The sequence below is a fragment of the Sulfurisoma sediminicola genome, from assembly GCF_003865015.1.
GTDB lineage: Bacteria > Pseudomonadota > Gammaproteobacteria > Burkholderiales > Rhodocyclaceae > Sulfurisoma > Sulfurisoma sediminicola.
Genome location: NZ_BHVV01000002.1, coordinates 144,201 through 166,549, shown reverse-complemented (window position 1 = coordinate 166,549; position 22,349 = coordinate 144,201). Strand labels below are relative to the sequence as shown.

General features: G+C 66.4%; 23 protein-coding genes and 1 tRNA gene. 15 read left to right on the top strand and 9 right to left on the bottom strand.

Annotated features, from left to right (window positions below):
* Positions 1-2: 2 nt before the first annotated feature.
* From EJE94_RS04825 to thiS, 3 genes are read right to left on the bottom strand one after another with little or no spacing between them, the layout of a single operon-like run.
* Entirely contained in the window at positions 3-797 is a 795-nt protein-coding gene (locus EJE94_RS04825) for a hypothetical protein (protein WP_121240321.1), read from the bottom strand.
* Positions 797-1,585, bottom strand: a complete 789-nt coding sequence (locus EJE94_RS04820; protein WP_121240320.1) for a thiazole synthase — start codon at positions 1,583-1,585, stop codon at positions 797-799. Before EJE94_RS04820 ends, EJE94_RS04825 begins: the two co-directional genes overlap by 1 nt.
* 15 nt (positions 1,586-1,600) lie before the next feature.
* Positions 1,601-1,801, bottom strand: a complete 201-nt coding sequence (gene thiS / locus EJE94_RS04815) for a sulfur carrier protein ThiS (RefSeq protein ID WP_121240319.1) — start codon at positions 1,799-1,801, stop codon at positions 1,601-1,603.
* Between the two features lie 61 nt (positions 1,802-1,862).
* On the opposite strand from thiS, the gene EJE94_RS04810 reads away from it, so the two are divergent.
* From EJE94_RS04810 to EJE94_RS04790, 5 genes are all read left to right on the top strand, one after another.
* Positions 1,863-1,936, top strand: a tRNA-Gly gene (locus tag EJE94_RS04810).
* A 49-nt stretch (positions 1,937-1,985) separates the two neighbouring features.
* Entirely contained in the window at positions 1,986-3,194 is a 1,209-nt protein-coding gene (purT, locus tag EJE94_RS04805) for a formate-dependent phosphoribosylglycinamide formyltransferase (protein WP_121240318.1), read from the top strand.
* Complete coding sequence (gene mutY / locus EJE94_RS04800) at positions 3,191-4,228, top strand: A/G-specific adenine glycosylase (protein WP_121240317.1); 1,038 nt, start codon at positions 3,191-3,193, stop codon at positions 4,226-4,228. The genes purT and mutY overlap by 4 nt, the downstream gene beginning before the upstream one ends.
* 92 nt (positions 4,229-4,320) lie before the next feature.
* On the top strand, positions 4,321-6,180 hold the full coding sequence (gene thiC, locus EJE94_RS04795) for a phosphomethylpyrimidine synthase ThiC (protein WP_121240646.1): 1,860 nt from the start codon (positions 4,321-4,323) through the stop codon (positions 6,178-6,180).
* Between the two features lie 65 nt (positions 6,181-6,245).
* Positions 6,246-6,602 (top strand): hypothetical protein, encoded by a 357-nt coding sequence (locus tag EJE94_RS04790; protein WP_121240316.1) that lies wholly within the window; start codon positions 6,246-6,248, stop codon positions 6,600-6,602.
* Positions 6,603-6,652: 50 nt separating this feature from the next.
* On the opposite strand, the gene EJE94_RS04785 is transcribed toward EJE94_RS04790, so the two are convergent.
* The 3 genes from EJE94_RS04785 to EJE94_RS14565 are packed head-to-tail and all read right to left on the bottom strand — an operon-like array spanning position 6,653 to position 10,466.
* Positions 6,653-7,378: a FecR family protein gene (locus EJE94_RS04785; RefSeq protein WP_121240315.1), complete on the bottom strand. Its 726-nt coding sequence runs from the start codon at positions 7,376-7,378 to the stop codon at positions 6,653-6,655.
* A 30-nt stretch (positions 7,379-7,408) separates the two neighbouring features.
* On the bottom strand, positions 7,409-9,070 hold the full coding sequence (locus EJE94_RS04780) for a FecR family protein (protein WP_165904760.1): 1,662 nt from the start codon (positions 9,068-9,070) through the stop codon (positions 7,409-7,411).
* A 31-nt stretch (positions 9,071-9,101) separates the two neighbouring features.
* Positions 9,102-10,466 carry a hypothetical protein gene (locus tag EJE94_RS14565; RefSeq protein ID WP_165904759.1) on the bottom strand — a complete coding sequence of 455 codons (1,365 nt, stop codon included), beginning with the start codon at positions 10,464-10,466 and terminating at the stop codon, positions 9,102-9,104.
* Between the two features lie 263 nt (positions 10,467-10,729).
* Between EJE94_RS14565 and EJE94_RS04775 the strand changes: the two genes are divergently transcribed.
* From EJE94_RS04775 to EJE94_RS04745, 7 genes are all read left to right on the top strand, one after another.
* Positions 10,730-11,554, top strand: a complete 825-nt coding sequence (locus EJE94_RS04775) for an undecaprenyl-diphosphate phosphatase (protein ID WP_121240313.1) — start codon at positions 10,730-10,732, stop codon at positions 11,552-11,554.
* Positions 11,551-12,126, top strand: a complete 576-nt coding sequence (locus tag EJE94_RS04770; protein WP_121240312.1) for a YqiA/YcfP family alpha/beta fold hydrolase — start codon at positions 11,551-11,553, stop codon at positions 12,124-12,126. The genes EJE94_RS04775 and EJE94_RS04770 overlap by 4 nt, the downstream gene beginning before the upstream one ends.
* Entirely contained in the window at positions 12,110-14,032 is a 1,923-nt protein-coding gene (locus EJE94_RS04765) for a ribonuclease catalytic domain-containing protein (protein WP_121240311.1), read from the top strand. The genes EJE94_RS04770 and EJE94_RS04765 overlap by 17 nt, the downstream gene beginning before the upstream one ends.
* Before the next feature lie 81 nt (positions 14,033-14,113).
* Entirely contained in the window at positions 14,114-14,971 is an 858-nt protein-coding gene (locus EJE94_RS04760) for an energy transducer TonB (RefSeq protein ID WP_121240310.1), read from the top strand.
* A 1-nt stretch (position 14,972) separates the two neighbouring features.
* Positions 14,973-15,770, top strand: a complete 798-nt coding sequence (aroE, locus tag EJE94_RS04755; protein ID WP_121240309.1) for a shikimate dehydrogenase — start codon at positions 14,973-14,975, stop codon at positions 15,768-15,770.
* A complete protein-coding gene (gene mtgA / locus EJE94_RS04750; protein ID WP_121240308.1) occupies positions 15,767-16,462 on the top strand; it encodes a monofunctional biosynthetic peptidoglycan transglycosylase in 696 nt (231 codons plus the stop codon). Before aroE ends, mtgA begins: the two co-directional genes overlap by 4 nt.
* A gap of 96 nt (positions 16,463-16,558) precedes the next feature.
* On the top strand, positions 16,559-17,923 hold the full coding sequence (locus tag EJE94_RS04745) for a magnesium and cobalt transport protein CorA (RefSeq protein ID WP_121240307.1): 1,365 nt from the start codon (positions 16,559-16,561) through the stop codon (positions 17,921-17,923).
* A gap of 76 nt (positions 17,924-17,999) precedes the next feature.
* Here the strand turns inward: EJE94_RS04745 and hemL are convergent, their stop codons facing one another.
* The 3 genes from hemL to thiD are packed head-to-tail and all read right to left on the bottom strand — an operon-like array spanning position 18,000 to position 20,735.
* Complete coding sequence (gene hemL, locus EJE94_RS04740) at positions 18,000-19,268, bottom strand: glutamate-1-semialdehyde 2,1-aminomutase (protein ID WP_121240306.1); 1,269 nt, start codon at positions 19,266-19,268, stop codon at positions 18,000-18,002.
* A gap of 5 nt (positions 19,269-19,273) precedes the next feature.
* On the bottom strand, positions 19,274-19,909 hold the full coding sequence (gene thiE, locus EJE94_RS04735; protein WP_207855731.1) for a thiamine phosphate synthase: 636 nt from the start codon (positions 19,907-19,909) through the stop codon (positions 19,274-19,276).
* Positions 19,893-20,735 (bottom strand): bifunctional hydroxymethylpyrimidine kinase/phosphomethylpyrimidine kinase, encoded by an 843-nt coding sequence (gene thiD, locus EJE94_RS04730; protein ID WP_207855729.1) that lies wholly within the window; start codon positions 20,733-20,735, stop codon positions 19,893-19,895. Before thiD ends, thiE begins: the two co-directional genes overlap by 17 nt.
* Positions 20,736-20,954: 219 nt before the next feature.
* Between thiD and EJE94_RS04725 the strand changes: the two genes are divergently transcribed.
* From EJE94_RS04725 to EJE94_RS04715, 3 genes are all read left to right on the top strand, one after another.
* Positions 20,955-21,386, top strand: coding sequence for a response regulator (locus tag EJE94_RS04725; RefSeq protein ID WP_121240303.1), 432 nt, complete (start codon positions 20,955-20,957; stop codon positions 21,384-21,386).
* Positions 21,387-21,406: 20 nt separating this feature from the next.
* On the top strand, positions 21,407-21,772 hold the full coding sequence (locus EJE94_RS04720; protein ID WP_121240302.1) for a response regulator: 366 nt from the start codon (positions 21,407-21,409) through the stop codon (positions 21,770-21,772).
* Between the two features lie 94 nt (positions 21,773-21,866).
* A complete protein-coding gene (locus EJE94_RS04715) occupies positions 21,867-22,310 on the top strand; it encodes a chemotaxis protein CheW (RefSeq protein WP_207855725.1) in 444 nt (147 codons plus the stop codon).
* Positions 22,311-22,349 lie beyond the last annotated feature (39 nt).

The window sequence follows — 22,349 nt, the reverse complement described above, 5'->3', positions numbered from 1 at the left end:
GCTCAGGGTGACAATTCGGTCGGAAGAAAGGCCTTGCGCAATGCGGCCTGCGGCCGCTTCAGGCTTTCGGAGAAGGCCTCGCAGGCGGCCGCGTCGCCGCGCAGCAGCGGGTCGCGCTGCAGCAAATCCTGCCAGGCGGCGAGCGAGTCGGCCGGCGCATCGAACGGCCACTCCCCCTGCAGGGCCGCCTCGGCCTGCTTCTGCCGCGGCGCGTTGATCTCCCGCCACACGTCGTAACGCCTGTCGAGCACGAGACGGGAGGCATCATCGAGGTGCTCGCGACACCAGCGCCAGCGCAGCTCGGTCTCGGCGCCTGCCGTGGCCTCTGCGAGCGACGCCTGCAGACGCAGCTGTGCGGCGAAGTCGTAGCGCGGCCGTTGCAGCGCCAGCGGCAGGGTCTCGCAGGCGGCAGCGAGGTCGGCCGCGCCGGGCGCGGGCTCGAGCTGGTTCTTCAGGTTCAGCGCGCGCACCAGATCGGGCCAGCGAGCCTCGCCGGCACGGGATCCGAAGTAGTGGCGGGCGAGCTCCTTCTGTGCCGCCGCTATCGCGCTCTCCTGGCGCTCGCGCCAGGGGATGTAGGCGGCGAGCGCGGCGTCGAGGTACTCGGGCCTGTCCATGCAGGCCGAAACCAGCAGCGAAATGCCGTGGGCGCGGCCGAGGAAGCGCTGCAGGGCGACGACGCGCGACTGCTCGAAGGCATAGCCGGCCTGCTGCGGCTGCAGCGGTGCCTGGCCATCCAGCGCGAAAACCGGCGATGCCGCGACGGCCAGCGCCAGCGAGGCCAGGAGCCGCCCCATCACTTGGGCGAAATGAGTCCCGTCGTCGGCGAGCTCGGGCTCGCGCTGTAGAGCTTCTTCGGCATGCGCCCGGCGAGGAAGGCCTCGCGCCCGGCCTCGACCGCCTTCTTCATGGCGCCGGCCATCAGCACCGGATTCTTCGCGCCGGCGATCGCGGTGTTCATGAGCACGCCGTCGCAGCCGAGCTCCATGGCGATCGCCGCGTCCGAAGCCGTGCCGACGCCGGCATCGACCAGCACCGGTACCTGCGCCTTCTCGATGATCAGCGACAGGTTCCACGGATTGAGGATGCCCATGCCCGAGCCGATCAGCGAGGCCAGCGGCATCACGGCGACGCAGCCCATCTCCTCGAGCTGCCTGGTCTGGATCGGATCGTCGGAGCAATAGACCATGACCTTGAAGCCGTCCTTGACCAGCGTCTGCGCGGCCTTGAGCGTCTCGGGCATGTTGGGGAACAGCGTCTGCGGGTCGCCGAGCACCTCGAGCTTCACGAGGTCATGGCCGTCGAGCAGCTCGCGCGCCAGGCGCAGGGTGCGGATCGCGTCGTCGGCCGTGTAGCATCCCGCCGTGTTCGGCAGGTAGGTGAATTTCGACGGCGGCAGCGTGTCGAGCAGCGAGGGCTGGCCCGGTTCCTGGCCGATGTTGGTGCGGCGGATGGCCACGGTGACGATCTCGGCGCCCGAGGCCTCGACCGCGCGGCGGGTCTCGTCGAAATCCTTGTACTTGCCGGTGCCCACGAGCAGTCGCGAACGGTAGCCCTTGCCGGCGATGGTAAGCAGATCTTCCATGATTTCTTCTTTCCTTCAGCCGCCGCCGACGGCGACGACGATTTCGAGGCGGTCGCCCGCCTCCAGTTGGGTGCTAACGTGCCGGCTCTTCGGCACGATCTCGCCGTTTCTCTCGACCGCGACACGCTTGCCGGCCAGCCCTTGCCGTTCCAGCAGGGCAGCGACGGAAAGCGGCTCGTCGAGGGCGAGCGCCTGGCCGTTGAGGGTGATCTCCATGCGGCCGATTTTACCGGGGAAGTTGTCACCCACCGCCGCCGCCCCTACAATTCGGCCCAGCGCGGGTGTCGTATAACGGCATTACCTCAGCTTCCCAAGCTGATGAAGAGGGTTCGACTCCCTTCACCCGCTCCACCCATCGCATCGACACGCGGGCCGCCATGCGCCCTCCACGGAGCTACCCATGCGCCTCGGCACCATAGGCACGCCGCTTTCCCCTTCCGCCACCCGCGTCATGCTGCTCGGCAGCGGCGAACTCGGCAAGGAAGTCATTGTCGCGTTGCAGCGGCTGGGCTGCGAAGTGATCGCCGTCGATCGTTACCCGAACGCCCCCGGCATGCAGGTGGCGCACCGCAGCCATGTCATCGCCATGACCGACAGCGCGGCGCTGCGGGCGCTGATCGAGCTAGAGCGGCCGCATCTCGTCGTGCCCGAGATCGAGGCCATCGCCACCGACATGCTGGTCGAGATCGAGAAGCAGGGGCTGGCCGAGGTGATCCCCACGGCACGCGCGGCACGACTGACCATGAACCGCGAGGGCATCCGCCGCCTCGCCGCCGAGGAACTGGGTTTGCCGACCTCGCCCTACAAGTTCGCCGACTCGCTGGCCGAGCTGCAGGCGGCGATCGATGGCAGCATCGGCTATCCCTGCATCGTCAAGCCGGTGATGTCGTCCTCGGGCAAGGGGCAGTCGCTGGTGAAGACGGCAGCCGACGTCGACAAGGCATGGAACTACGCGCAGAGCGGCGGCCGCGTCGGCCACGGGCGGGTCATCGTCGAAGGCTTCGTCGCTTTCGACTACGAGATCACCCAGCTAACGGTGCGCGCCGTGGGCACCAGCGGCGATGTCGAGACCTTCTTCTGTGAACCGATCGGCCACGTCCAGGTCAATGGCGACTACGTCGAGTCGTGGCAGCCGATGCAAATGTCGGCGCTGGCGCTACGGCGCTCGCGCGAAATCGCGGCCAAGATCACCGGCAACCTCGGCGGGCGCGGCATCTTCGGCGTGGAGCTGTTCATCGAGGGCGATGAGGTGTGGTTCTCGGAAGTCAGTCCGCGCCCCCACGACACGGGGCTGGTCACGCTGGCGACGCAGCGCCTGTCCGAATTCGAGCTGCACGCCCGCGCCATCCTCGGCCTGCCGGTCGACACGGGCCTGCGACGTCCCGGCGCCTCGGCGGTCATTTACGGCGGCGTGGAGGACAAGGGCATCGCCTTCGAGGGCGTCGCCGATGCGCTGGCCGTGCCCGAATCCGACCTGCGGCTGTTCGGCAAGCCCGAGAGTTTCGTCAAACGCCGCATGGGCGTGGCGGTCGCGAACGCCGACACCACCGACGAAGCGCGGGCAAGGGCGAAACTGGCTGCTTCGCGCGTCAAGCCCGTCAGGGGATGAGCGGGTTTGCGGATCGGCTGATCCGCTGGCAGAAGCGCCATGGCCGCCACGACCTGCCGTGGCAGCGCACGCAGGACCCGTATCCGGTCTGGCTGTCGGAGATCATGCTGCAGCAGACGCAGGTCGCGACGGTCGTTCCCTACTACGAGCGCTTCCTCGGTCGCTTCCCGACCGTGGCCGCGCTGGCCGCCGCTCCGGTCGAGCAGGTCATGGAGCTGTGGAGCGGGCTCGGTTACTACGCCCGCGCGCGGAACCTTCACGCTTGCGCCCGCGAGGTGATGGCGACGCACGGCGGCGAATTTCCGCGCGCGCCCGCGGCGCTGGCCGAACTGCCCGGCATCGGCCGCTCCACCGCCAACGCGATCGCCGCCTTCTGTTTCGGTGCACGGATGCCGATCCTCGACGGCAACGTCAAGCGCGTGCTCTGCCGCTGCCTCGGCATCGAGGGCTCCCCCGGCACCGCGGCGCTGGAAAGTCGGCTTTGGCGCCACGCCGAGGAGCTGCTACCGTCATGCGACCTGCCGGCCTACATCCAGGGCCAGATGGATCTGGGAGCCACCGTCTGCACCCGCGCCAGGCCGCGCTGCGAGATCTGCCCGCTGGCGGGAACCTGTATCGCCCACCGCGAAAATCGCGTCGCCGAATTGCCGACGCCGCGACCGCGCAAGACCCTGCCCGAACGCGAGGCAACACTGCTGGTGCTCCGCCACGGCGATCGCGTGCTGTTCGAGCGACGGCCGCCGGCAGGAATCTGGGGCGGCTTGCTGTCCCTGCCCGAACTGCCGCAGGGCATGGAACCTGTCGCTCATGGCGCCGCGCATCTCGGCGTGTGCATCGCCACCGTGTCGCCGGCGCCGACTTTTTCGCATGTCTTCACCCACTTCCGCTTGCACATCCGGCCGCTGGTCTGCGCCGCGGAGCCGCTGGCGCAGGCCGGGGAACCGCGCTGGCAGTGGCTGGACGAGGAGCAATGGGCGCGGGCCGCGCTACCCGCCCCGATCCGCCGCATTCTCGGCCTCGAGGCGTTTCGCTGATCGACGCAAGACTTGCAATCCCCGGAGGATTCCAGTAGTTTCGGGTCCCCGCTTTGCGGCTGCCGCGCGGCCGCCCCCTGGAATCCAACCCCATGAATGCAAAAGATAAATTTATTGCCGCCGAAGCCCATGTCGACGCCGCGGCGATCGCCCCACTACCCAACTCGAGAAAAGTCTACGTCACCGGATCCCGCTCGGACATCCGCGTGCCCATGCGCGAAATCAGCCAGACGCCGACCGGCGCCGAACCCAACCCGTCGATCTGTGTCTACGACTGTTCCGGCCCCTACACCGAGCCAGCGGCGAAGATCGACATCAGGAGCGGATTGTCGCAACTGCGCGCCGGCTGGATCGCCGAGCGCAACGACACCGAGGAACTGCCTGGCCTGAGCTCGGACTACGGCCGCGCCCGCGAGGCCGATGGCGATCTTTCCGGCCTGCGCTTCGACCTCAAGCGCAAGCCGCGCCATGCCAAGGCAGGCATGAACGTCAGCCAGATGCATTACGCCCGCAAGGGCATCGTCACGCCCGAGATGGAATTCGTCGCCATCCGCGAAAACCAGAAGCTCGAAGGCCTCTCCGAACTGCTGCGTACCCAGCACCCGGGCCAGGACTTCGGTGCCGCCATCCCCCGCGTCATCACCCCCGAGTTCGTCCGCGATGAAGTCGCCCGCGGCCGCGCCATCATTCCCAACAACATCAACCACCCGGAATCCGAGCCGATGATCATCGGCCGCAATTTCCTGGTGAAGATCAACTGCAACATCGGCAACAGCCCCATCGTCTCCTCGATCCAGGAGGAGGTCGACAAGATGACCTGGGCGATCCGCTGGGGAGGCGACACGGTGATGGATCTTTCCACCGGCAAGAACATCCACGAGACGCGCGAGTGGATCGTGCGCAACTCGCCCGTGCCCATCGGCACGGTGCCGATCTACCAGGCGCTGGAAAAGGTCGATGGCAAGGCCGAGGACCTGACTTGGGAAATCTTTCGCGACACCCTGATCGAGCAGGCCGAGCAGGGGGTGGACTACTTCACCATCCACGCCGGCGTGCTGCTGCGCTACATTCCCATGACGGCCAAGCGCATGACGGGCATCGTCTCGCGCGGCGGCTCGATCCTGGCCAAGTGGTGCCTCTCGCACCACAAGGAGAATTTCCTCTACACCCACTTCGAGGACATCTGCGAAATCATGAAGGCCTACGACGTGGCTTTCAGCCTCGGCGACGGCCTGCGCCCCGGCTCGATCTACGATGCCAACGACGCCGCCCAGATGGGCGAGCTGGCGACGCTGGGCGAACTGACCCAGATCGCCTGGAAGCACGACGTGCAGGTCATGATCGAAGGCCCCGGCCACGTGCCCATGCACATGATCAAGCACAACATGGACGAGCAGCTGCGGCTGTGCGGCGAGGCGCCCTTCTACACCCTGGGCCCGCTGACCACCGACATCGCGCCCGGCTACGACCACATCACCAGCGCCATCGGCGCCGCCATGATCGGCTGGTACGGCACCGCCATGCTCTGCTACGTCACGCCGAAGGAGCACCTCGGCCTGCCCGACAAGGACGACGTCAAGGACGGCATCATGGCCTACAAGATCGCTGCCCACGCCGCCGACCTGGCCAAGGGCCACCCCGGTGCGCAGGTGCGCGACAACGCGCTGTCGAAGGCGCGCTTCGAATTCCGCTGGGAGGACCAGTTCAACCTCGGCCTCGACCCGGACAAGGCGCGCGAATTCCACGACGAGACGCTGCCGCAGCAGGGCGCCAAGCTCGCCCACTTCTGCTCGATGTGCGGACCGAACTTCTGCTCCATGAAAATCACCCAGGACGTGCGCGATTTCGCCGCCAAGCAGGGCGTTTCAGAGCAGGAGGCGTTGGAAAAGGGTATGGAGGCCAAGGCCGTCGAGTTCGTCAGGAGCGGCGGCGAGGTCTATCGCCAGTCCTGAGCGCTGTCAGCCCGGGCGGGGTCGCGGGCGTTGAGTACCTGAGACCTGCCGAAAGGAGCCGCACCATGTCCCGCCATCCGTCCTCCCTGCTTGCCGCCCTGCTGCTGTCGCTGACCGCATGCGCCGGACCCCAGGCCACCAAGGTTGAAAGTTCCGCCAACACGGCGGACGAGGCCATGGCCCGCATCGCCGGCAAGGTGATGACGGAGGAAAACATCGGCCTCCTGTTCGGCCTGATGCGTCAGTCGCTTTCCGCGGCGGCCGAAGGCAGGCAGGCGCCCGAACTTTCGGCCGAAGACAAGGCCCGCCTCGAGGCGACCGGCAAGGAAATGCAGCGCCAAGGACTGGAGGCGGCGATGCGCATGCTCGACGAAGTCGAAAAGGAAATGCGCGAAGCGGTGCGCGCCGAGACCAAGCGCTGACGGATCCTTGCCCCCCTTGCCGGCAATGCCGGGAAGGTTCCCCAGCTAGATCAAAGCCCGCACTCGGTCTGCTCGCGCCGGCCGATGCCCTGGGAGCCGGAGCGGTTATCGCTGATCGACTGGGGCATGGTGACCTGAATGCCGTCCTGCGGCGGGACGAGGGTCGGCAAGGTGTTGAAGTTGGCGACGAAGCCGAACTGGCCGACATTGACTATCTGCTGACCGGCTTGATTGCGCAGGATGATCGCGCCGTCGGCGACATCGACGTGGAGGCCGTTGGCTGGAGGATTTCCGGTGGCCGTCGGAACCTGGCTGCAGTCGTCCTGGCAGAGCAGGGCGCCGAAGTGGGTGCCACGAATACCAATGGTGGCGGTGACCGTTTGGACGTTCACCTTGTCGCGATTGCGCTTGCCGACCAGCCCGGTAACGGCGCGCAAGCCCCCCTTGAGCATCCGCAACACGACATTGTCGCTTTCGGGCTTGTCATTCTGGAATGCGTAGGCTTCGAACTGCAGTTGAGAGTTCGGCCGAAGCACGATCTCGCTCCCGTCCGTAAGCTTCACTCGCGCATAGGTTTCTGCCTCCGTCGCGATCAAGTCGCCTTGCTCAACCGTGGACTTGATCGAGAGCAACTTGGAAGAGCCATCGGCCTTCCTCGCCGAGAGCGTACCCGAAAGGTGCGTCACCTCGCCGGCCGGCGCCGCCCAGGCCAGACCGCTGCAGGCCAGGGCAAGAGCGAGGGAAACTACCAACTGGGCGCCGATGATAGCCTTCATGCGGGAACCTTTCGCCTAACAGAAGCAATGTCAGCGTTTGTACACCTGAGCACTCGACATCAGCTGATTGCTCAGGGAGGACATTCCCGAAGCGTAGGTGGAGATGCCGAGCCCCAAGGCCTGGGCGTTGCTGCCCATGAACTGCGGCCGCACGTAGCTATTCGCCGAGCCCTCGCAGTTGGAGCAGGTCGTGTGCGTGGCTCCCGGCGTCAGCTCGCTGTAGGTGGTGACCGTGACGGAGCTCGTCCCCGACGTGTAGGTCGAGGTGCTCGGCGTCGTCGAACCCGAGAAAGTCAGGAGATACGCCGATCCCGTGTTCGGCATGGACCAGGCGATCGGCGTCACCGTCTGCATGTTGATATGCCCGGCGTCGAACTTGACGTTGATCGAGCCGCCGCTCGTCAGCGTGCCCACCGTCAGCGTCTGGTCGGTCGGCGACGTGCCGCCGACCCAGTTGTAGAGATAGTTGCCCGACGTCGGCAAGGCCGTGACCGCGTCGCCGAAGACGAAGTGATCCCATTCCTTGCCCGTTTCGCTCCAGGTGGAATAGACGTCGGAAAATTCGATCAACGTGCGCCCCCAAGTGAGGTTCGCCGCACTGTCCGTGCCGACTTCGACCGCCGCCCCCTTGGTCACGGTGCTGTTTACAGTCCCATAATAGGAATCGTTCCAAGTGTATGAAACCGTGTAGGGTTTCAGGAACAAATCCTTGAGGCTGGTACCGAGTGCGGCGGCGGCGGCCATGGCACCATCCGGTTCGAACTCACTCAGCGATCCGTTCAGGACGATCTGGTAACCGTCCGTCCCAGCGCTGTCCTGCGTCATCGCGCCGTTGGTCCAGTAACCCGCATAGGACCCGACAAACGCGAAGCTTATGCCACCCGTCAGCGACGACGCGACGCCCTGCTGTTCCGCCGGGACGAAATCCGTGCCCGTCGGGTTGGTGGTGAATACCGTCGACGAGCCGGAGACTCCTGGTTGGGTCGAGGTGCCTGTCCCGCCTCCGGTTCCCCCGGACTCCGAACCGGGACCCGCTGCCGCCTTGTCCTTGCCGCGGTTTCTCGCCTGACCCGCAAGACGATCGCGCAAAAAGCCCGGTGGCGAAATCAGGCCCTCGGGCAGGAAGTTCTTTCCTGCGACAAAGAAGAACTCGTTCTTGCCGAACTCGCTTGCGCCGGCATCGTTGCTCACCGAAATGCGACCGTCGGTGACGCCACCGAAAGTGCCGTTCTGGCCGGTCGAGCCATCGGGATTGCGGCAGTCGTTGTTGCAATGGACGAGGGTGAAGTGGGTGCCGCGGATGCCGATGGTCGCGGTCTCGGCCTTCACGGCGTAGTTGTTGCGGCTGTTGCGGCCGATGATGCCGGTGATGGTGCGCAGGCCGCCCTTGAGCAGGCTGAAGATCGACTTGTCGCTCTCGGTCTTGTTGGCGAAGGCATAGTCGTCGATGCGTACCGTACTGTTGGGTCGCAGCGCCATGATGGCTTCGTCGGTGAAACGCACCTGCAGGTTGCTGGCATCGCCCACGCGCAGGGTGTCGCCCGTCTCGATCGGGCTGCCGGCGGCAAGCTTGATTTCCTTGCCGGCTCGCAGCGCCGCGTTGTCGCCCACGGACACCAGAACACGGCCGGCCACCTCGGCCTGCGCCGCCGTGCCCCAGGCCAGCAGAAGGGCCAGGGAAACTTTCGTCATCGTCGAATTAAGGAGTTTCATGTCCATCCCCTTACTTGAAGTCGTAGCGCGCCTTGACGCCGACGACATAGCGATCGTAGTCGTAGAGGCCGATGTTCGAATCCTGCTTGGTGGCCAGCAGTTCGCCGCGCAGCGTGAGTTCCTTGGAGTAGAAATAGGAAACGCTGCCATCGACGGTCAGGTTCATGTCGCGGCGGGGATCGGCGCCCGGCAGTAAGCCGAACTTGTCCATGTAGTCGTTCTGCTGGTAGTTCGCGCCGATCGTCGCACCCCATTTCGGGGCCGGCGTCAGGCTGACGCCGGCACGCAGGCCGTAGATGTTGCGCGACAGGTCCGGGCGGTTGTCGACGTTGTTTTCCTCGCCGTAGTTGCCCGTCACGGTCAGCACCGGCAGGTATTCGGTATTGAAGCTGCGGACCCAGCTGCCGACGACGCCGGCGAAGGTGGAATCACGGAAGCGCGAGTTGAGGCTGCGAACCTTGCCGCCGACCTTGTCCAGGCGAAGGTAGACGTCCATGTCGCTGAAGCTGAGGGCCGCGACCTGGGCACCAAGGATGAAGCGGTTGAACTGGTCGTACTGGTGATGCCATTCGCCGTTGAGGCTGACGGTGTTGACATAGGCCTGCTGATCTACGTAGTTCTGGGCGTAGCCGACGCCGACCTTGTAGAGATTGAGGTCCGCGATATGGCTGACTCCGCCCGAGGCGCCGACGTTGAGCTGGTCGAACTGGTTGTAGTTTTCCTTGAAGTACATGCGGGCGTCGAGACCGACCGCCCCATAGAGTGCGGTGCCCGGCGCGACCGGGTAGGCGCCTTGGGCGCCGGCCGCGAAAGCCGTGAAGCCATCCTCGGCCTTGGCCGTCACCGAGGTCGGGGCCAGCGGCGGCAAGGGGCCGAAGCCGGGAATTGACGGCGAGGAGCCGGCGGCAATACCGAAGTTGAGGTTGGTGTCATAACCGAAGCCGAGCTCGACGAAGGCGCTGCCGGTCGGCGAATAGCGGCCCTCGCGCGCCTTGATCGCATCAAGGAAGCGCTCGGTAGCGGTCCTCTCGTCGCCGCTGGCATCCGCCAGCAAGGTCTGGAATTCGTCGCGGGCGCGCTGGTCCTCGCCGAGTACATAATAGCCGCGCGCCAACTGGAAGCGGGCCGAGCGGTTCTCGGGGAAGCTCAGAAGGTAACGCTCGAGGGCCAGGACACCTTCGCCGGCGTGGCCAGCATCGATGGCCGCGATGCCGTAAAAGAAGTCGAAGGTGGGGTTGCCCATCTCGCCGGGATTGGCCCGGCCCAGGCTGTATGCCTCGACTGCGCTCTTCTGCTCCAGCAGCGCCTTGACCTCATCAGCCGGCGCGGCCTGAGCGGCTCCGGCGGAAACGATGGCGCCCAGAACGGTCGCCAATACAGATTTCTTCACGTTTCGCCCCCAATGGCAAATTCCGCTTCTGCGGTTTTACGTGATCTTATACCTACCACCGACACATGGCCATATCGAAATGCGGCGGGTATTGCCGGGCCCCCAAGACCCCCGGGCCGCCCGGAAAGGGATGCGGGGCGGCTCTCCTTCACCCCAGGCCCCCGTCCGCGCCGCGCACGCTGCCGGTGCCGCGTCGCCCGCATGCTAAACTCGGTGCCCTCCCCTCGACTTCCCTCCGGCGCCCGCCCATGGACGCGACCCTGCTGCTGCACGCCCTGATTCTCGGCATCGTCGAGGGCCTGACCGAATTCCTGCCCGTCTCCTCCACCGGCCACCTCATCCTGGCGGGCGACCTGCTCGACTTCAACGACGAGCGCGGCAAGCTGTTCGAGATCGTGATCCAGTCGGGCGCCATCCTCGCCGTCTGCTGGGAATATCGGGCAAAGATCGCCAGCGTGGTCGGCGGCCTGCCGCGCGAACGCGCCGCGCAGCGCTTCACCCTCAACCTCTTCATCGCCTTCCTGCCGCTGGCGTTTCTCGGCCTGCTCTTCGGCAAGGCCATCAAGGCCACGCTGTTCAATCCGGTCGCGGTGGCGACGGCCTTCATCGTCGGCGCCTTCGTCATCCTCTGGGCCGAAAAGCGCAAGCACGTGATCCGCATCGAGAACGTCGATGATCTCTCGCCCCTGGATGCCCTCAAGCTCGGCCTGGCCCAGGCCTGTGCGCTGATTCCGGGCACCTCGCGCTCCGGCGCCACCATCATCGGCGGCCTGCTGTTCGGCCTCTCGCGCAAGGCGGCGACCGAGTTCTCCTTTTTCCTCGCCATCCCGACGCTGTTGGCCGCCACCGCTTACCAGCTCTACAAGGAGCGCCACCTGCTGTCGCTCGACGACCTCGGCATGTGGCTCGTCGGCTTCGTCGCCTCCTTCGTCTCGGCCTTCCTCTGCGTGCGCTGGCTGCTGCGCTACATCAGCAGCCACGATTTCACGGCCTTCGCCTGGTACCGCATCGTCTTCGGCATCGTCGTCCTCGCCACCTGGCAATTCGGGCTGGTGAACTGGACGAATCCGTGATCCTCTATTTGCACGGCTTCACCAGCGGGCCGCAGTCGCAGAAGGCGCGGCTGCTCGGCGCGCGCGCCGCCGAACGCGGCATCGAGTTCGTCTGCCCGCAGCTGCGGCACTCGCCCGCGGCCGCCATCGATGCCGCCGAAGCGATCATTTCCAAAATACTCGGCGCTGGCGGGACGGTGGCGCTGGTCGGTTCCTCACTCGGCGGCTACTACGCCACATATCTCGCTGAAAAGCACGGCCTGCGGGCGGTGCTGGTTAACCCGGCCGTGGTCGCCCACATCTCGCTGGAAAAATTCGTCGGCCCGCAGCAGAACCTCTACAGCGGCGAGCGCTTCGACTTCACCCGCGAACACATCGCCGAGCTGCGTGCGCTCGAAGTGGCGCGACTCTCCCGCCCAGAAAACTTATGGCTGCTGGTCGAGGCCGGCGACGAGGTACTCGATTACCGCCAGGCGGTGACCCGCTATGCCGGCGCCCGCCAGACCGTGCTCGCGGGCGGTGACCACAGTTTCACGCGCTGGGCCGAGGTTCTCGATCAAGTGATTGATTTCGCCAATGAACATCCTGTTTGAAGAAGACGGCGCCTTCAAGGCTGGCGTCGTGCTCGCCGACAACGCCGCCTCGCTGCAAGTCGAGCTGCCCTCGGGCAAGCGCGCCAAGGTCAAGGCCGCCAACGTGCTGCTGCGCTTCGAGGCGCCGCCACCGGCAGAGCTGATAGAACGCGCGGAACGACAGGCCGAGGAGATCGACACCGACTTCCTCTGGGAAGTCTGCGGCGATGCCGAATTCGCCTTCGACGCGCTCGCGACCGAATACGTCGGCGCCAGGCCGGGGCCGGTCGAGGCCGCCGCGGTGCTGCTGCGCCTGCACTCGGCGCCGATGTATTTCCACCGCAAGGGCAAGGGCCGCTTCCGCAAGGCACCCCCCGAAATCCTTCAGGCCGCACTCGCCGGCCTCGAGAAGAAGCGGCAGCAGGCGTTGGCGATCGAGCGCATGGTCGACGAGCTCAAGGCCGCCAAACTCCCCGCCGAGTTCCCGTCGCTGCTGCGCGAGCTGCTCTACAAGCCCGACCGCAACAAGCCCGAAACGAAGGCACTCGAGGCCGCCTGCGCCGAGACCGGCCTGGCGGTGCCCCGCCTGCTCGAGAAATGCGGTGCGATTCAAGACACTCACGAGTACCACCTCGGCCGCTTCCTCTTCGAGTATTTCAGGAACGGCACCGGCTTCGGCGAATTCGCGCCGCCGGCCGAACCGCAGGAACTGCCCGAGGCTGCCGTGCGCGCCTTCTCCATCGACGACGCCCATACGACGGAAATAGACGACGCGTTCTCGCTCGAGCCGCTGCCCGAAGGCGGTATGCGCGTCGGCATCCATATCGCCGCCCCCGGGCTTGGCATCGCACCGGACAGCGACCTCGGCCGCGTCGCCCGCGACCGCCTCTCGACCGTCTACATGCCCGGGCGCAAGATCACCATGCTGCCCGAGGACGTCGTCGAGCGCTTCACCCTGGCGGAGGGCCAAACCGTGCCGGCCGTCTCGCTCTACCTCGACGTCGCCGCCGACCTGCGCATCCTGGCCAGGGAAACCCGGCTCGAACGCGTGCCGATCGTGGCCAACCTCCGCCACCACGACATCGAGCCGCTGTTCAACGACGAAACCCTGGCCGCCGGCCTGCCCGACTTTCCCTTCCGCGACGAACTCAAGCGGCTGTGGGAACTGGCGACGGTGCTCGAAGCCGGCCGCGGTGCGGCCGGCCAGAAGAACCGCAAGGACTACAACTTCGTCGTCGACTGGTCGGCCGCCACCCCGCAAGGCAGCGGCCGCATCGCCATCGACGAGCGGCCGCGCGGCAGTCCGCTCGATACCCTGGTGGCCGAACTGATGATCGTCGCCAACTCGACCTGGGGCGGCCTGCTGCGCGACGCCAGGGTCGCCGCGCTCTACCGCGCCCAGACCGCCTTCAAGACGCGCATGACCACCGTGGCCGCGCCGCACGAGGGCCTCGGCGTCGATTGCTACGCCTGGTCGTCTTCGCCGCTGCGCCGCCATGTCGACCTCATAAACCAGTGGCAGCTGATCGCCCACTTGCGGGGCGAGACACCGCCCTACACCGCCAAGTCGGCCGACTTCCTCGCCGCGCTGCGCGACTTCGAACTGACCTACGCCGCCTACGCCGACTTCCAGCGCGACATGGAGCGCTACTGGTGCCTGCGCTGGCTGCTGCAGGAAGACGTGCGCGAGGTCGGGGCGGCTTTCCTCAAGGAGGGCCTGGCCCGGCTCGAGCGCATCCCGCTGGTGGTCAGGACCCTGTCCCTGCCCGAACTGCCGCGCGGCACCCGGGTGCGTCTGGCCATCGACGCCATCGATTTATTGGGGGCGGAGATCACCGTGCGCTTCCTCGAATCGCTCGAATTGCCGGGGGAGGCCGCGCCTGATGCGCAGATTGACGAGGCCGGGGAGGCGGAAGGCGAGGGGTAAAATTCGCGGATGTCGACTCTGGCCACCACCGCCCCGAGCCCCGGATACCTGCCCGCAATGCCGCTGCCGACGTCCCCGTCCATGGATCCCCAGAGCCGCAGCCTCGCCTGGGCCATAGGCATTTCGCTGGCATTTCACGCCCTGCTGCTGTCGATCCACTTCACCTTCCCCGACGCGCTGCCGCGGGCGACGGAGCGCGCCCTCGACGTCATCCTCGTCAACAGCCGCAGTGCGACGCGGCCCACCGACGTCCAGGCCAAGTCCCAGGCCAACCTCGACGGCGGCGGCAACACGGACGAGAATCGCCGCGCCGCCACGCCGCTGCCGGTGTCGAAGCACACGAAGGAGGGCGACAGCCTGGTCGAGGCGCAGCGCCGCGTCGCCCAGCTCGAGACGCAACAGCGCGAGATGATGACCCGGCTCAACAGCCAGAAGGCGGTGCCCACACCCAAGCACGCCGAACCGACGCTGCCCGCGCCACTGGCGCCGCCCAACGTATCCGGCCTCGACCTCGCCAGCAGCGCCATGGCCGTCGCACGCCTCGAGGGCCAGATCGCGAAGAACATCGAGGAGTACAACAAGCGCCCGCGCAAGAAGTTCATCGGCGCCCGCACCGAGGAGTACCGCTTCGCCCAGTACGTCGAGGACTGGCGGCAGAAGGTCGAGCGCATCGGCAACCTCAACTACCCCGAAGCCGCACGCGGCAAGATGTACGGCAGCCTGGTGCTGACGGTGGTGATCAAGGCCGACGGCACGCTCGATCGCGTCGACGTCAGCCGCCCCTCGGGTCAGAGAATCCTCGACGACGCGGCGCGGCGCATCGTGCAGATGGCCTCGCCCTACTCCCCCTTCCCCGCCGACATCGCGCGCGACACCGACATCCTCGAGATCACGCGCACCTGGACCTTCACCAGCGCCGACAAGCTGCGCTCGGACTGAAATGACAGACCGGTATTGCGTGTTCGGCAATCCGATCGCGCACTCCAAGTCCCCGCGCATCCACGCCCTGTTCGCCAGACAGACGGGGCAGGACCTGAGCTACGAGGCCATCCTCGCCCCGCTCGACGGTTTCGCGGACAGCGTGCGCGATTTCGCCGCGGCAGGTGGCCGTGGCGCCAACGTCACGGTGCCGTTCAAGGAAGAGGCTTTCCGCCTGGCGGACTCGCTGACGCCGCGGGCGCAGGCGGCCGGCGCCGTAAATACGCTGACATTCATAAATGGCCGCATCCTCGGCGACAACACCGACGGGGCGGGGCTGGTGCGCGACATCGCGCACAACCTCGGCGCCGCCATTGCTGGCCGGCGCAGCCTGATCCTCGGCGCCGGCGGCGCGGCACGCGGCGTGATCCTGCCCCTGCTCGACGAACGCCCGGCGACCATTTTCGTCGCCAACCGCACCGCCGGGAAGGCTGTCGGGCTTGCCGCGGCATTCAACATCGAAGGCGGTGGCTTCGAGTCGCTGGCCGAGCGGCAGTTCGAGCTGGTCATCAATGCCACCTCGGCAGGCCTGAGCGACGCGGCGCTGCCCCTGCCCGCGGGCGTCTTTGCCGCCGGCTGCCTTGCCTACGAGATGCTCTACGGCCGCGAGACGCCGTTCATGGCGCAGGCGCGCGCCGCAGGCGCCGCTGTCGCCGACGGCCTCGGCATGCTGGTCGAACAGGCGGCCGAGGCCTTTTCAGTGTGGCGCGGCGTGCGCCCCGACACCGCGCCGGTGCTGGCGGAATTGCGCCGGGGATGAGGCCCGCGCCCCTCTGGCTGAAGCGCGCGCTGTTCGCGCTGCTGGCCCTGATCGTGCTCTGGCAGGGCTGGTACCTCGGCTGGGTCGTCTGGTACCGGTGGATGGACCCGGGCATGACCAGCTTCATGAGCCGCCGACTGGACGAATTGCGCGAGAAGAATCCCAGGGCCGAGCTCAAGCACCAGTGGGTGCCCTACGCGAAGATATCGAACAACCTCAAGCGCGCCGCAATCGCCGCCGAGGACGACAAGTTCGTCGACCACGAGGGCTTCGACTGGGAGGGCATCCAGAAGGCGATCGAAAAGAACCAGAAGACGGGCAAAGTGGTCGCCGGCGGCTCGACCATCACCCAGCAGCTGGCCAAGAATCTTTTCCTCTCGGCCTCGAAGACGCCATGGCGCAAGGCGCAGGAGGCGGTGATCACCGTCTGGATCGAATTGCTCTGGGACAAGCGCCGCATCCTCGAGGTCTATCTCAACGTCGTGGAATGGGGCGAGGGACTGTTCGGTGCGGAAGCCGCGGCAAAGCGTTATTACGGCACCACGGCGGCCGGCCTCGGCGCGGAGCAGGCGGCGCGCCTCGCCGTGATGCTGCCGGCGCCACGGCGCTTCGAGAAGAACCCCTACTCGGCCTACGTCAACGGCCGCACGCAACTGATACTCGGGCGCATGCCCGGTGCCGAAGTGCCTTGATGGTCGTCCCCGCGGGGGAGTATTTCGCCTTGGGACGACCCGGCGGCTTAAAGCCCAGGCGCAGGGGGGTAGAATTCGCGCTTTCGAGCCGCTGTCATGACCGATATTCTCGACGTCCGCCCCCGCGCTGAAGACCCCCTGGAGCAGCACCTCAGCGAGGTGCAGCTGCTGCTGTCGCGCCATCGCCGGGTCGAAGAGGTCGTCCATCGCCAGGAGATGCCGCGCCATGAACTGGTCGAGGACATCGTGCACAAGCAGCACCTCGTCGAGTTGCAGAGGCTGCTTGACCGGCTCGACACCTCCTATATCGCCCGCATCCTCGAGACCCTGCCGGAGGAAGACCGGCTGGTGACCTGGCAGCAGGTCGACGAGGCCCGCTGCGACGACATCCTGGAGATCGTTTCCGACGACGTGCGCGAGGAACTGGTCGGCGCGCGGCCCTACGCCAGCGTACGCAACATGCTCAATGCCTTCGAGTTGCGCAATGGGCGGCTTTCCCAGGTGCAGGTCGACAGCCGTGCCGACCTCGCCAACGTCAAGCCGATCTGGGTCGACCTCGTCGCCCCCTCGCCCTTCGTCCGCGCTTGGGTCGGCAAGTATTTCGGCCTCGAACTGCCGAACCCGGAGGAACTGACGGACCTCGAGGCCAGCGCCCGCTTCTACGTCGACGACAACGGTGAGCTCCACCTGCATTCCGACTTCCTGCTCGATACCGATACGGAGTCGCGCAACGTCGCGGTCGCCTTCATCCTCCACAACGACATCCTGTTCTCGGTGCGCCAGGAAGAACTGCCGGTATTCCGCCTGCAGCGCTTGCGCGCGCGTACCGAGGTCGGCTACGTCACCGAGGGCAAGGATGTGCTGCTCGACCTCTACGCCGCCGACGCCGAATACTCGGCCGATGCGCTCGAGGACGTCTATGCCGATTTCGAGGCGGTCAGCAAGAAGGTTTTGCATCCGAACGTGACCGACGAGGAGGCGGCCCACATCCTCTCGGAAATCGCCCGCGGCGAGGACCTCAACGGCCGCATCCGCCGCAATGTGCTGGATACCCGCCGCGCGCTGTCCTTCCTGATGCGCGGCAAGCTCCTGACGACCGACCAGCAGGACGAGGCCCGGCAGATCCTGCGCGACATCGAATCGCTCGACGGCCACACCACCTTCCTCTTCGGCAAGATCAATTTCCTGATGGACGCCACCGTCGGCTTCATCAACATCAACCAGAACAAGCGCGTGTCCAAGCTGACCACCATCAGCGTCGTCTTCATGCCGATCAACATCCTGGCGGGGATCGGCGGCATGTCCGAATACTCGATGATGACCAAGGACATTCCCTGGCCCATCGCCTACGCCGCGTTCACCGTCGGCATGGCGTTCGTCGGCTGGACGACGTATGTCGCCCTGCGATGGCTCGAGCGAAGGAAGGGCGGCAAGCCGCGCGAGGGCGGACGGCAGTCGTAGTCGCGCCGGGAAACCGCCGTATCGCCAGCGCGCCCCGCAGGAAGTACCCTTGGGGTGCCGACTTTTCGGCCGGCGCCTAGAAGCAGGCCTCGGCCGCGGCGACGGTCGCCGCGATGTCGGCATCCGAATGCGCCGCGGAAACGAAGCCGGCCTCGAAGGCCGAAGGTGCGAGATAAACGCCCTTTTCCAGCATGGCGTGGAAGAAGCGGTTGAAGGCTTCCTTGTCGCAGGCCATCACCTCGTCGTAAGAGGTCGGCACCACGTCCGAGAAATAGACGCCGAACATGCCGCCGACGGACTGCGCGCAGAACTTCACGCCCTTCCTTTTCGCCGCCGCTGCCAGGCCATCGACGAGGGATAGCGTCTTCGCCGTCAGCGCCTCGTAGAAGCCGGGCTGCATGACCTTCTGCAACGTGGCCAGTCCTGCCGCCACCGACAGCGGGTTACCCGAGAGCGTGCCGGCCTGATATACGGGGCCGAGCGGCGCGATCTTCTCCATGACGTCACGACGACCGCCGAAGGCGCCCAGCGGCAGGCCGCCGCCGACCACCTTGCCGAAGGTGGAGAGATCCGGCGTGATGCCGAACAGACCCTGGGCGCTGCCCGCCCCGACGCGGAAACCCGTCATCACCTCGTCGAAGATCAAGAGCGCGCCGTGCTGGTCGCAGAGGTGGCGCATGGCCTTGAGGAACTCCGGCGTGGGCCGGATCAGGTTCATGTTGCCGGCGACCGGCTCGACGATGACGCAGGCGATGTCGCGACCGTGCTGGTGGAAGACGTGGGCCAGTTCGGCGGCATCGTTGTAGTCGAGCACCAGCGTATGCTTGGCCAGGTCCGGCGGCACGCCGGCCGACGAGGGGTTGCCGAAGGTCAGCGCGCCTGAGCCGGCCTTGACCAGCAGGCTGTCGGCATGGCCGTGGTAGCAGCCCTCGAACTTGATGATCATGTCGCGGTCGGTGTAGCCGCGCGCCAGGCGGATCGCGCTCATGGTCGCCTCGGTGCCCGAGGAGACGAGCCGCACCAGTTCCATGCTCGGCACCAGCTTGACCAGCAATTCGGCCAGTTCGATCTCGGCCTCGGTCGGCGCGCCGAAAGTGAGGCCCTGCGCCGCCGCCTGCTGCACTGCGCGCACCACGTCGGGATCGGCATGGCCGAGGATCAGCGGCCCCCAGGAACCGACGTAGTCGATGTAGCGTTTGCCGTCCGCGTCCCAGACATAAGCCCCTTCGCCACGGGTGAAGAAGCGCGGGGTGCCGCCGACGGAGCGGAAGGCGCGGACGGGCGAATTGACGCCGCCGGGGATGGTTTTCTGGGCACGGCTGAAAAGGTCTTCGTTGCGGGTCATTGCATTCACTTGGTGTCGAACAGTTTCTGGAAGGCCGCGGCGCGGCCCTTGATGTCCATGGCGTCGAAGAGATCGCTAACCACCGCCACCATGTCGGCGCCGGCGGCGAGCACGGCGGGCGCGTTCTCGAGCTTGATGCCGCCGATGGCGGCGACCGGAACCTTGACCCGGCGCTTGATCTCGGTGATCAGTTCGAGCGGCGCGCGGGTGGCATTGGGCTTGGTCGCCGAAGGAAACATGCTGCCGATGGCCACGTAGTCGGCACCGGCGGCTTCGGCCGCGACCGCGCGCTCGACGTCGTCGTAGCAGGACACGCCGAGCAGCCGCTTGGGGCCGAGCGCCTGCCGCGCCATCACCGGATCGGCATCGTCGCGGCCGAGGTGTACGCCGTCGGCACCGATCTCGATGGCGAGCCAGACGTCGTCATTGACGATGAGCCTGGCGTCATGGGCGTGGCAGATGCGCAGCAATTCCGCCGCCTGCGAGCGCTTGAGCGGCATCGGCGCCTCCTTGTTGCGGTATTGCACCAGCCTCGCTCCCCCCTCGAGCGCGAGACCTACCAGCGCAGACAGCCGCGGCAGCAGGTTGTCTGCCGGCGTCACCGCATAAAGACCGCGCAATCCCCTATTGGTCCTGCTCATCTTCATCCTCCCGCGCCCAGAAGAAGCGATCCGGAATGTACTGCCCCATGCCGGGGCGGAAGCCCGCGGCCAGCGTCTGCCAAGTGTATTCCTGCGCATCGCGCACCGCCTCGGCGATGTCGAGCCCCAGGGCGAGATTGGCGGCGATGGCCGAGGCCAGCGTACAGCCCGAGCCATGGTAGCTGCCGGGAAGGCGCTCCCAGCTGTCGCTGCGCACGGCGCCATGCGAGCCGTAGAGCGTGTTGACCACCTGCGGCGTTCCCTCGTGGGTGCCGGTGACCAGAACGTAGCCGCAGCCGGCGTTGATCAGCCGGCGTGCGCATTCGGGTAGGTCGGGCGCGTCGGCCTCGTTGTCCTCGTCCAGCGCGAGGCGGCGCGCCTCGAGGCTGTTCGGCGTGAGGATGGTCGTCTGCGGCAGCAGCAGCTCGATCATGGCGTCGATCATTTCCTCGTCGGCCAGTGCATCGCCGCGCCCGGAGGTCAGCACCGGGTCGAGCACCCGGGGAATGTCGGGATAGTCGGAAAGGACCTCGGCGATGGCGGCGATGGCCTCGACGCTGCCGAGCATGCCGAGCTTGAAGGCCGCCACCGGCATGTCCTCGAGCAGGGCGCGGGCCTGGTCGGCCACCCATCCGCCGTCTATGGCCATGACGGCCTCGACGCCGGTCGTATCCTGCACCGTCAGGGCCGTAACGACCGAGAGCGGATGGCAGCCCATGCTGGCCAGCGTCAGCAGATCCGCCTGAATGCCGGCGCCGCCGGTAGGATCCGCGGCGGCGAAGGTCAGCACCATCGGCGGCAACAAATCCGGGGCAGTAGGGGTCATCGGCATGCGCGCAAGCGACGGGGTGCGGTAAGATGCGCCGATTCTAACCTGAGTGCGGCCATCGCCATTGCTGCTGCGACGGCCCGGAGCCGGAGCCCAGCTGGGAGGATTTTCCGTCCGGTCCGTGTTGTCCGGCGAGCCTCGTCGGCCATGAAGGCTTTGCGATGTTTCAGGTCTGATTGATGTATATTCGCGGCAAAACCGGCACATCGACGTTGGATGTGCAGAGAAGGGCAGAAAGGGGAGACGGGTCCGTTGTCCGACGTGGCTGACTTGAAGGGCGTCAAGGTGATGGTGATCGATGATTCGAACACCATCCGCAAGAGCGCCGAGATCTTTCTCGTCCAGGCCGGCTGCCAGGTACTGGTCGCCGAAGACGGCTTCGATGCCCTGGCCAAGATCGCGGACAACCAGCCGACGGTCATCTTCTGTGACATCCTGATGCCGCGCCTCGACGGTTACCAGACCTGCGCCCTCATCAAGAAGAATCCCCGCTTCGCCAGCACGCCGGTCATCATGCTTTCCTCGAAGGACGGCCTGTTCGACCGTGCACGCGGACGCATGGTCGGCTCCGACGAATACCTGACCAAGCCCTTCACCAAGGAAAGTCTTATCAAAACGGTGGCCACCCATGCCGGCCGCGCCACCTGACAGCCCAGGAGAACAGACAAATGCCCATCAAGAAAATCCTCGTGGTCGACGATTCGCCGACCGAACGTCACGTGCTGACCGATCTGCTGACGAAAAACGGTTTCCACATCATCACCGCCGAGAGCGGTGAGCAAGCGATCACCGTCGCCAAGGAACAGCTGCCCGACCTCATCCTCATGGACGTGGTGATGCCTGGCATGAACGGCTTCCAGGCCACGCGCACCATCTCGCGCGAGCCGGCGACGCAGCACATCCCGGTCATCATGTGCACCACCAAGGATCAGGAAACGGACAAGATCTGGGGCATGCGCCAAGGTGCCCACGACTACATGGTCAAGCCCGTCGACCAGGCCGCGCTGCTGGCCAAGATCGCCGCGCTGGGCTAAGGAACGGGACCGTTACAGGTCATGGCAAGACGTCGTCTCAGCCTGCGGGAGTTCCAGGCCGGCCTGTCCGAACGGCTGACCTCGGCGCGCCGGGGTGAAACGGCACGTGCCTTGCTGGGCATCATCTCCGGCAAGGACCACTGCCTGCTCGAACTGTCCGATTCCGGCGAAGTGCTGCCGCTGCCCCCCCCTGACCAACGTACCGCTGACCAAGCCGTGGTTCGCCGGCGTCGCCAACGTCCGCGGTGCGCTCTACAGCGTCGTCGATTTTTCCGCCTTCCGTGGCGGCGAGGCGACCCCGCGCAACAGCGAAGCCCGTCTTCTGCTGGTTGGCTCGCGTCACGGCATCAACAGCGCACTGCTGGTCAATCGCACCCTCGGACTCAAGGGCCTCGCCGACATGACGGAAGAGGCTCCGGCGGACAATGCACCGGCGTGGTCCGGTGCCCGTTATGTCGACCCCAGCGGCCAGGCCTGGACCCGGTTACAGATCAAGTCGCTGCTCGACGACCCCGAATTTCTCAACGTGTCGAACTGATCGCCGCGTGACGCACACCCACCATGAACCACCAGGACC

What these genes read in the sequence shown, in the direction of transcription:
- EJE94_RS04825 (WP_121240321.1), bottom strand. Translation starts at nt 797, where the DNA reads ATGGGGCGGCTCCTGGCCTCGCTGGCGCTGGCCGTCGCGGCATCGCCG.
- EJE94_RS04820 (WP_121240320.1), bottom strand. Translation starts at nt 1,585, where the DNA reads ATGGAAGATCTGCTTACCATCGCCGGCAAGGGCTACCGTTCGCGACTG.
- thiS (WP_121240319.1), bottom strand. Translation starts at nt 1,801, where the DNA reads ATGGAGATCACCCTCAACGGCCAGGCGCTCGCCCTCGACGAGCCGCTT.
- purT (WP_121240318.1), top strand. Translation starts at nt 1,986, where the DNA reads ATGCGCCTCGGCACCATAGGCACGCCGCTTTCCCCTTCCGCCACCCGC.
- mutY (WP_121240317.1), top strand. Translation starts at nt 3,191, where the DNA reads ATGAGCGGGTTTGCGGATCGGCTGATCCGCTGGCAGAAGCGCCATGGC.
- thiC (WP_121240646.1), top strand. Translation starts at nt 4,321, where the DNA reads ATGAATGCAAAAGATAAATTTATTGCCGCCGAAGCCCATGTCGACGCC.
- EJE94_RS04790 (WP_121240316.1), top strand. Translation starts at nt 6,246, where the DNA reads ATGTCCCGCCATCCGTCCTCCCTGCTTGCCGCCCTGCTGCTGTCGCTG.
- EJE94_RS04785 (WP_121240315.1), bottom strand. Translation starts at nt 7,378, where the DNA reads ATGAAGGCTATCATCGGCGCCCAGTTGGTAGTTTCCCTCGCTCTTGCC.
- EJE94_RS04780 (WP_165904760.1), bottom strand. Translation starts at nt 9,070, where the DNA reads ATGACGAAAGTTTCCCTGGCCCTTCTGCTGGCCTGGGGCACGGCGGCG.
- EJE94_RS04775 (WP_121240313.1), top strand. Translation starts at nt 10,730, where the DNA reads ATGGACGCGACCCTGCTGCTGCACGCCCTGATTCTCGGCATCGTCGAG.
- EJE94_RS04765 (WP_121240311.1), top strand. Translation starts at nt 12,110, where the DNA reads ATGAACATCCTGTTTGAAGAAGACGGCGCCTTCAAGGCTGGCGTCGTG.
- EJE94_RS04760 (WP_121240310.1), top strand. Translation starts at nt 14,114, where the DNA reads ATGGATCCCCAGAGCCGCAGCCTCGCCTGGGCCATAGGCATTTCGCTG.
- aroE (WP_121240309.1), top strand. Translation starts at nt 14,973, where the DNA reads ATGACAGACCGGTATTGCGTGTTCGGCAATCCGATCGCGCACTCCAAG.
- mtgA (WP_121240308.1), top strand. Translation starts at nt 15,767, where the DNA reads ATGAGGCCCGCGCCCCTCTGGCTGAAGCGCGCGCTGTTCGCGCTGCTG.
- EJE94_RS04745 (WP_121240307.1), top strand. Translation starts at nt 16,559, where the DNA reads ATGACCGATATTCTCGACGTCCGCCCCCGCGCTGAAGACCCCCTGGAG.
- hemL (WP_121240306.1), bottom strand. Translation starts at nt 19,268, where the DNA reads ATGACCCGCAACGAAGACCTTTTCAGCCGTGCCCAGAAAACCATCCCC.
- thiE (WP_207855731.1), bottom strand. Translation starts at nt 19,909, where the DNA reads ATGAGCAGGACCAATAGGGGATTGCGCGGTCTTTATGCGGTGACGCCG.
- thiD (WP_207855729.1), bottom strand. Translation starts at nt 20,735, where the DNA reads ATGACCCCTACTGCCCCGGATTTGTTGCCGCCGATGGTGCTGACCTTC.
- EJE94_RS04725 (WP_121240303.1), top strand. Translation starts at nt 20,955, where the DNA reads ATGTGCAGAGAAGGGCAGAAAGGGGAGACGGGTCCGTTGTCCGACGTG.
- EJE94_RS04720 (WP_121240302.1), top strand. Translation starts at nt 21,407, where the DNA reads ATGCCCATCAAGAAAATCCTCGTGGTCGACGATTCGCCGACCGAACGT.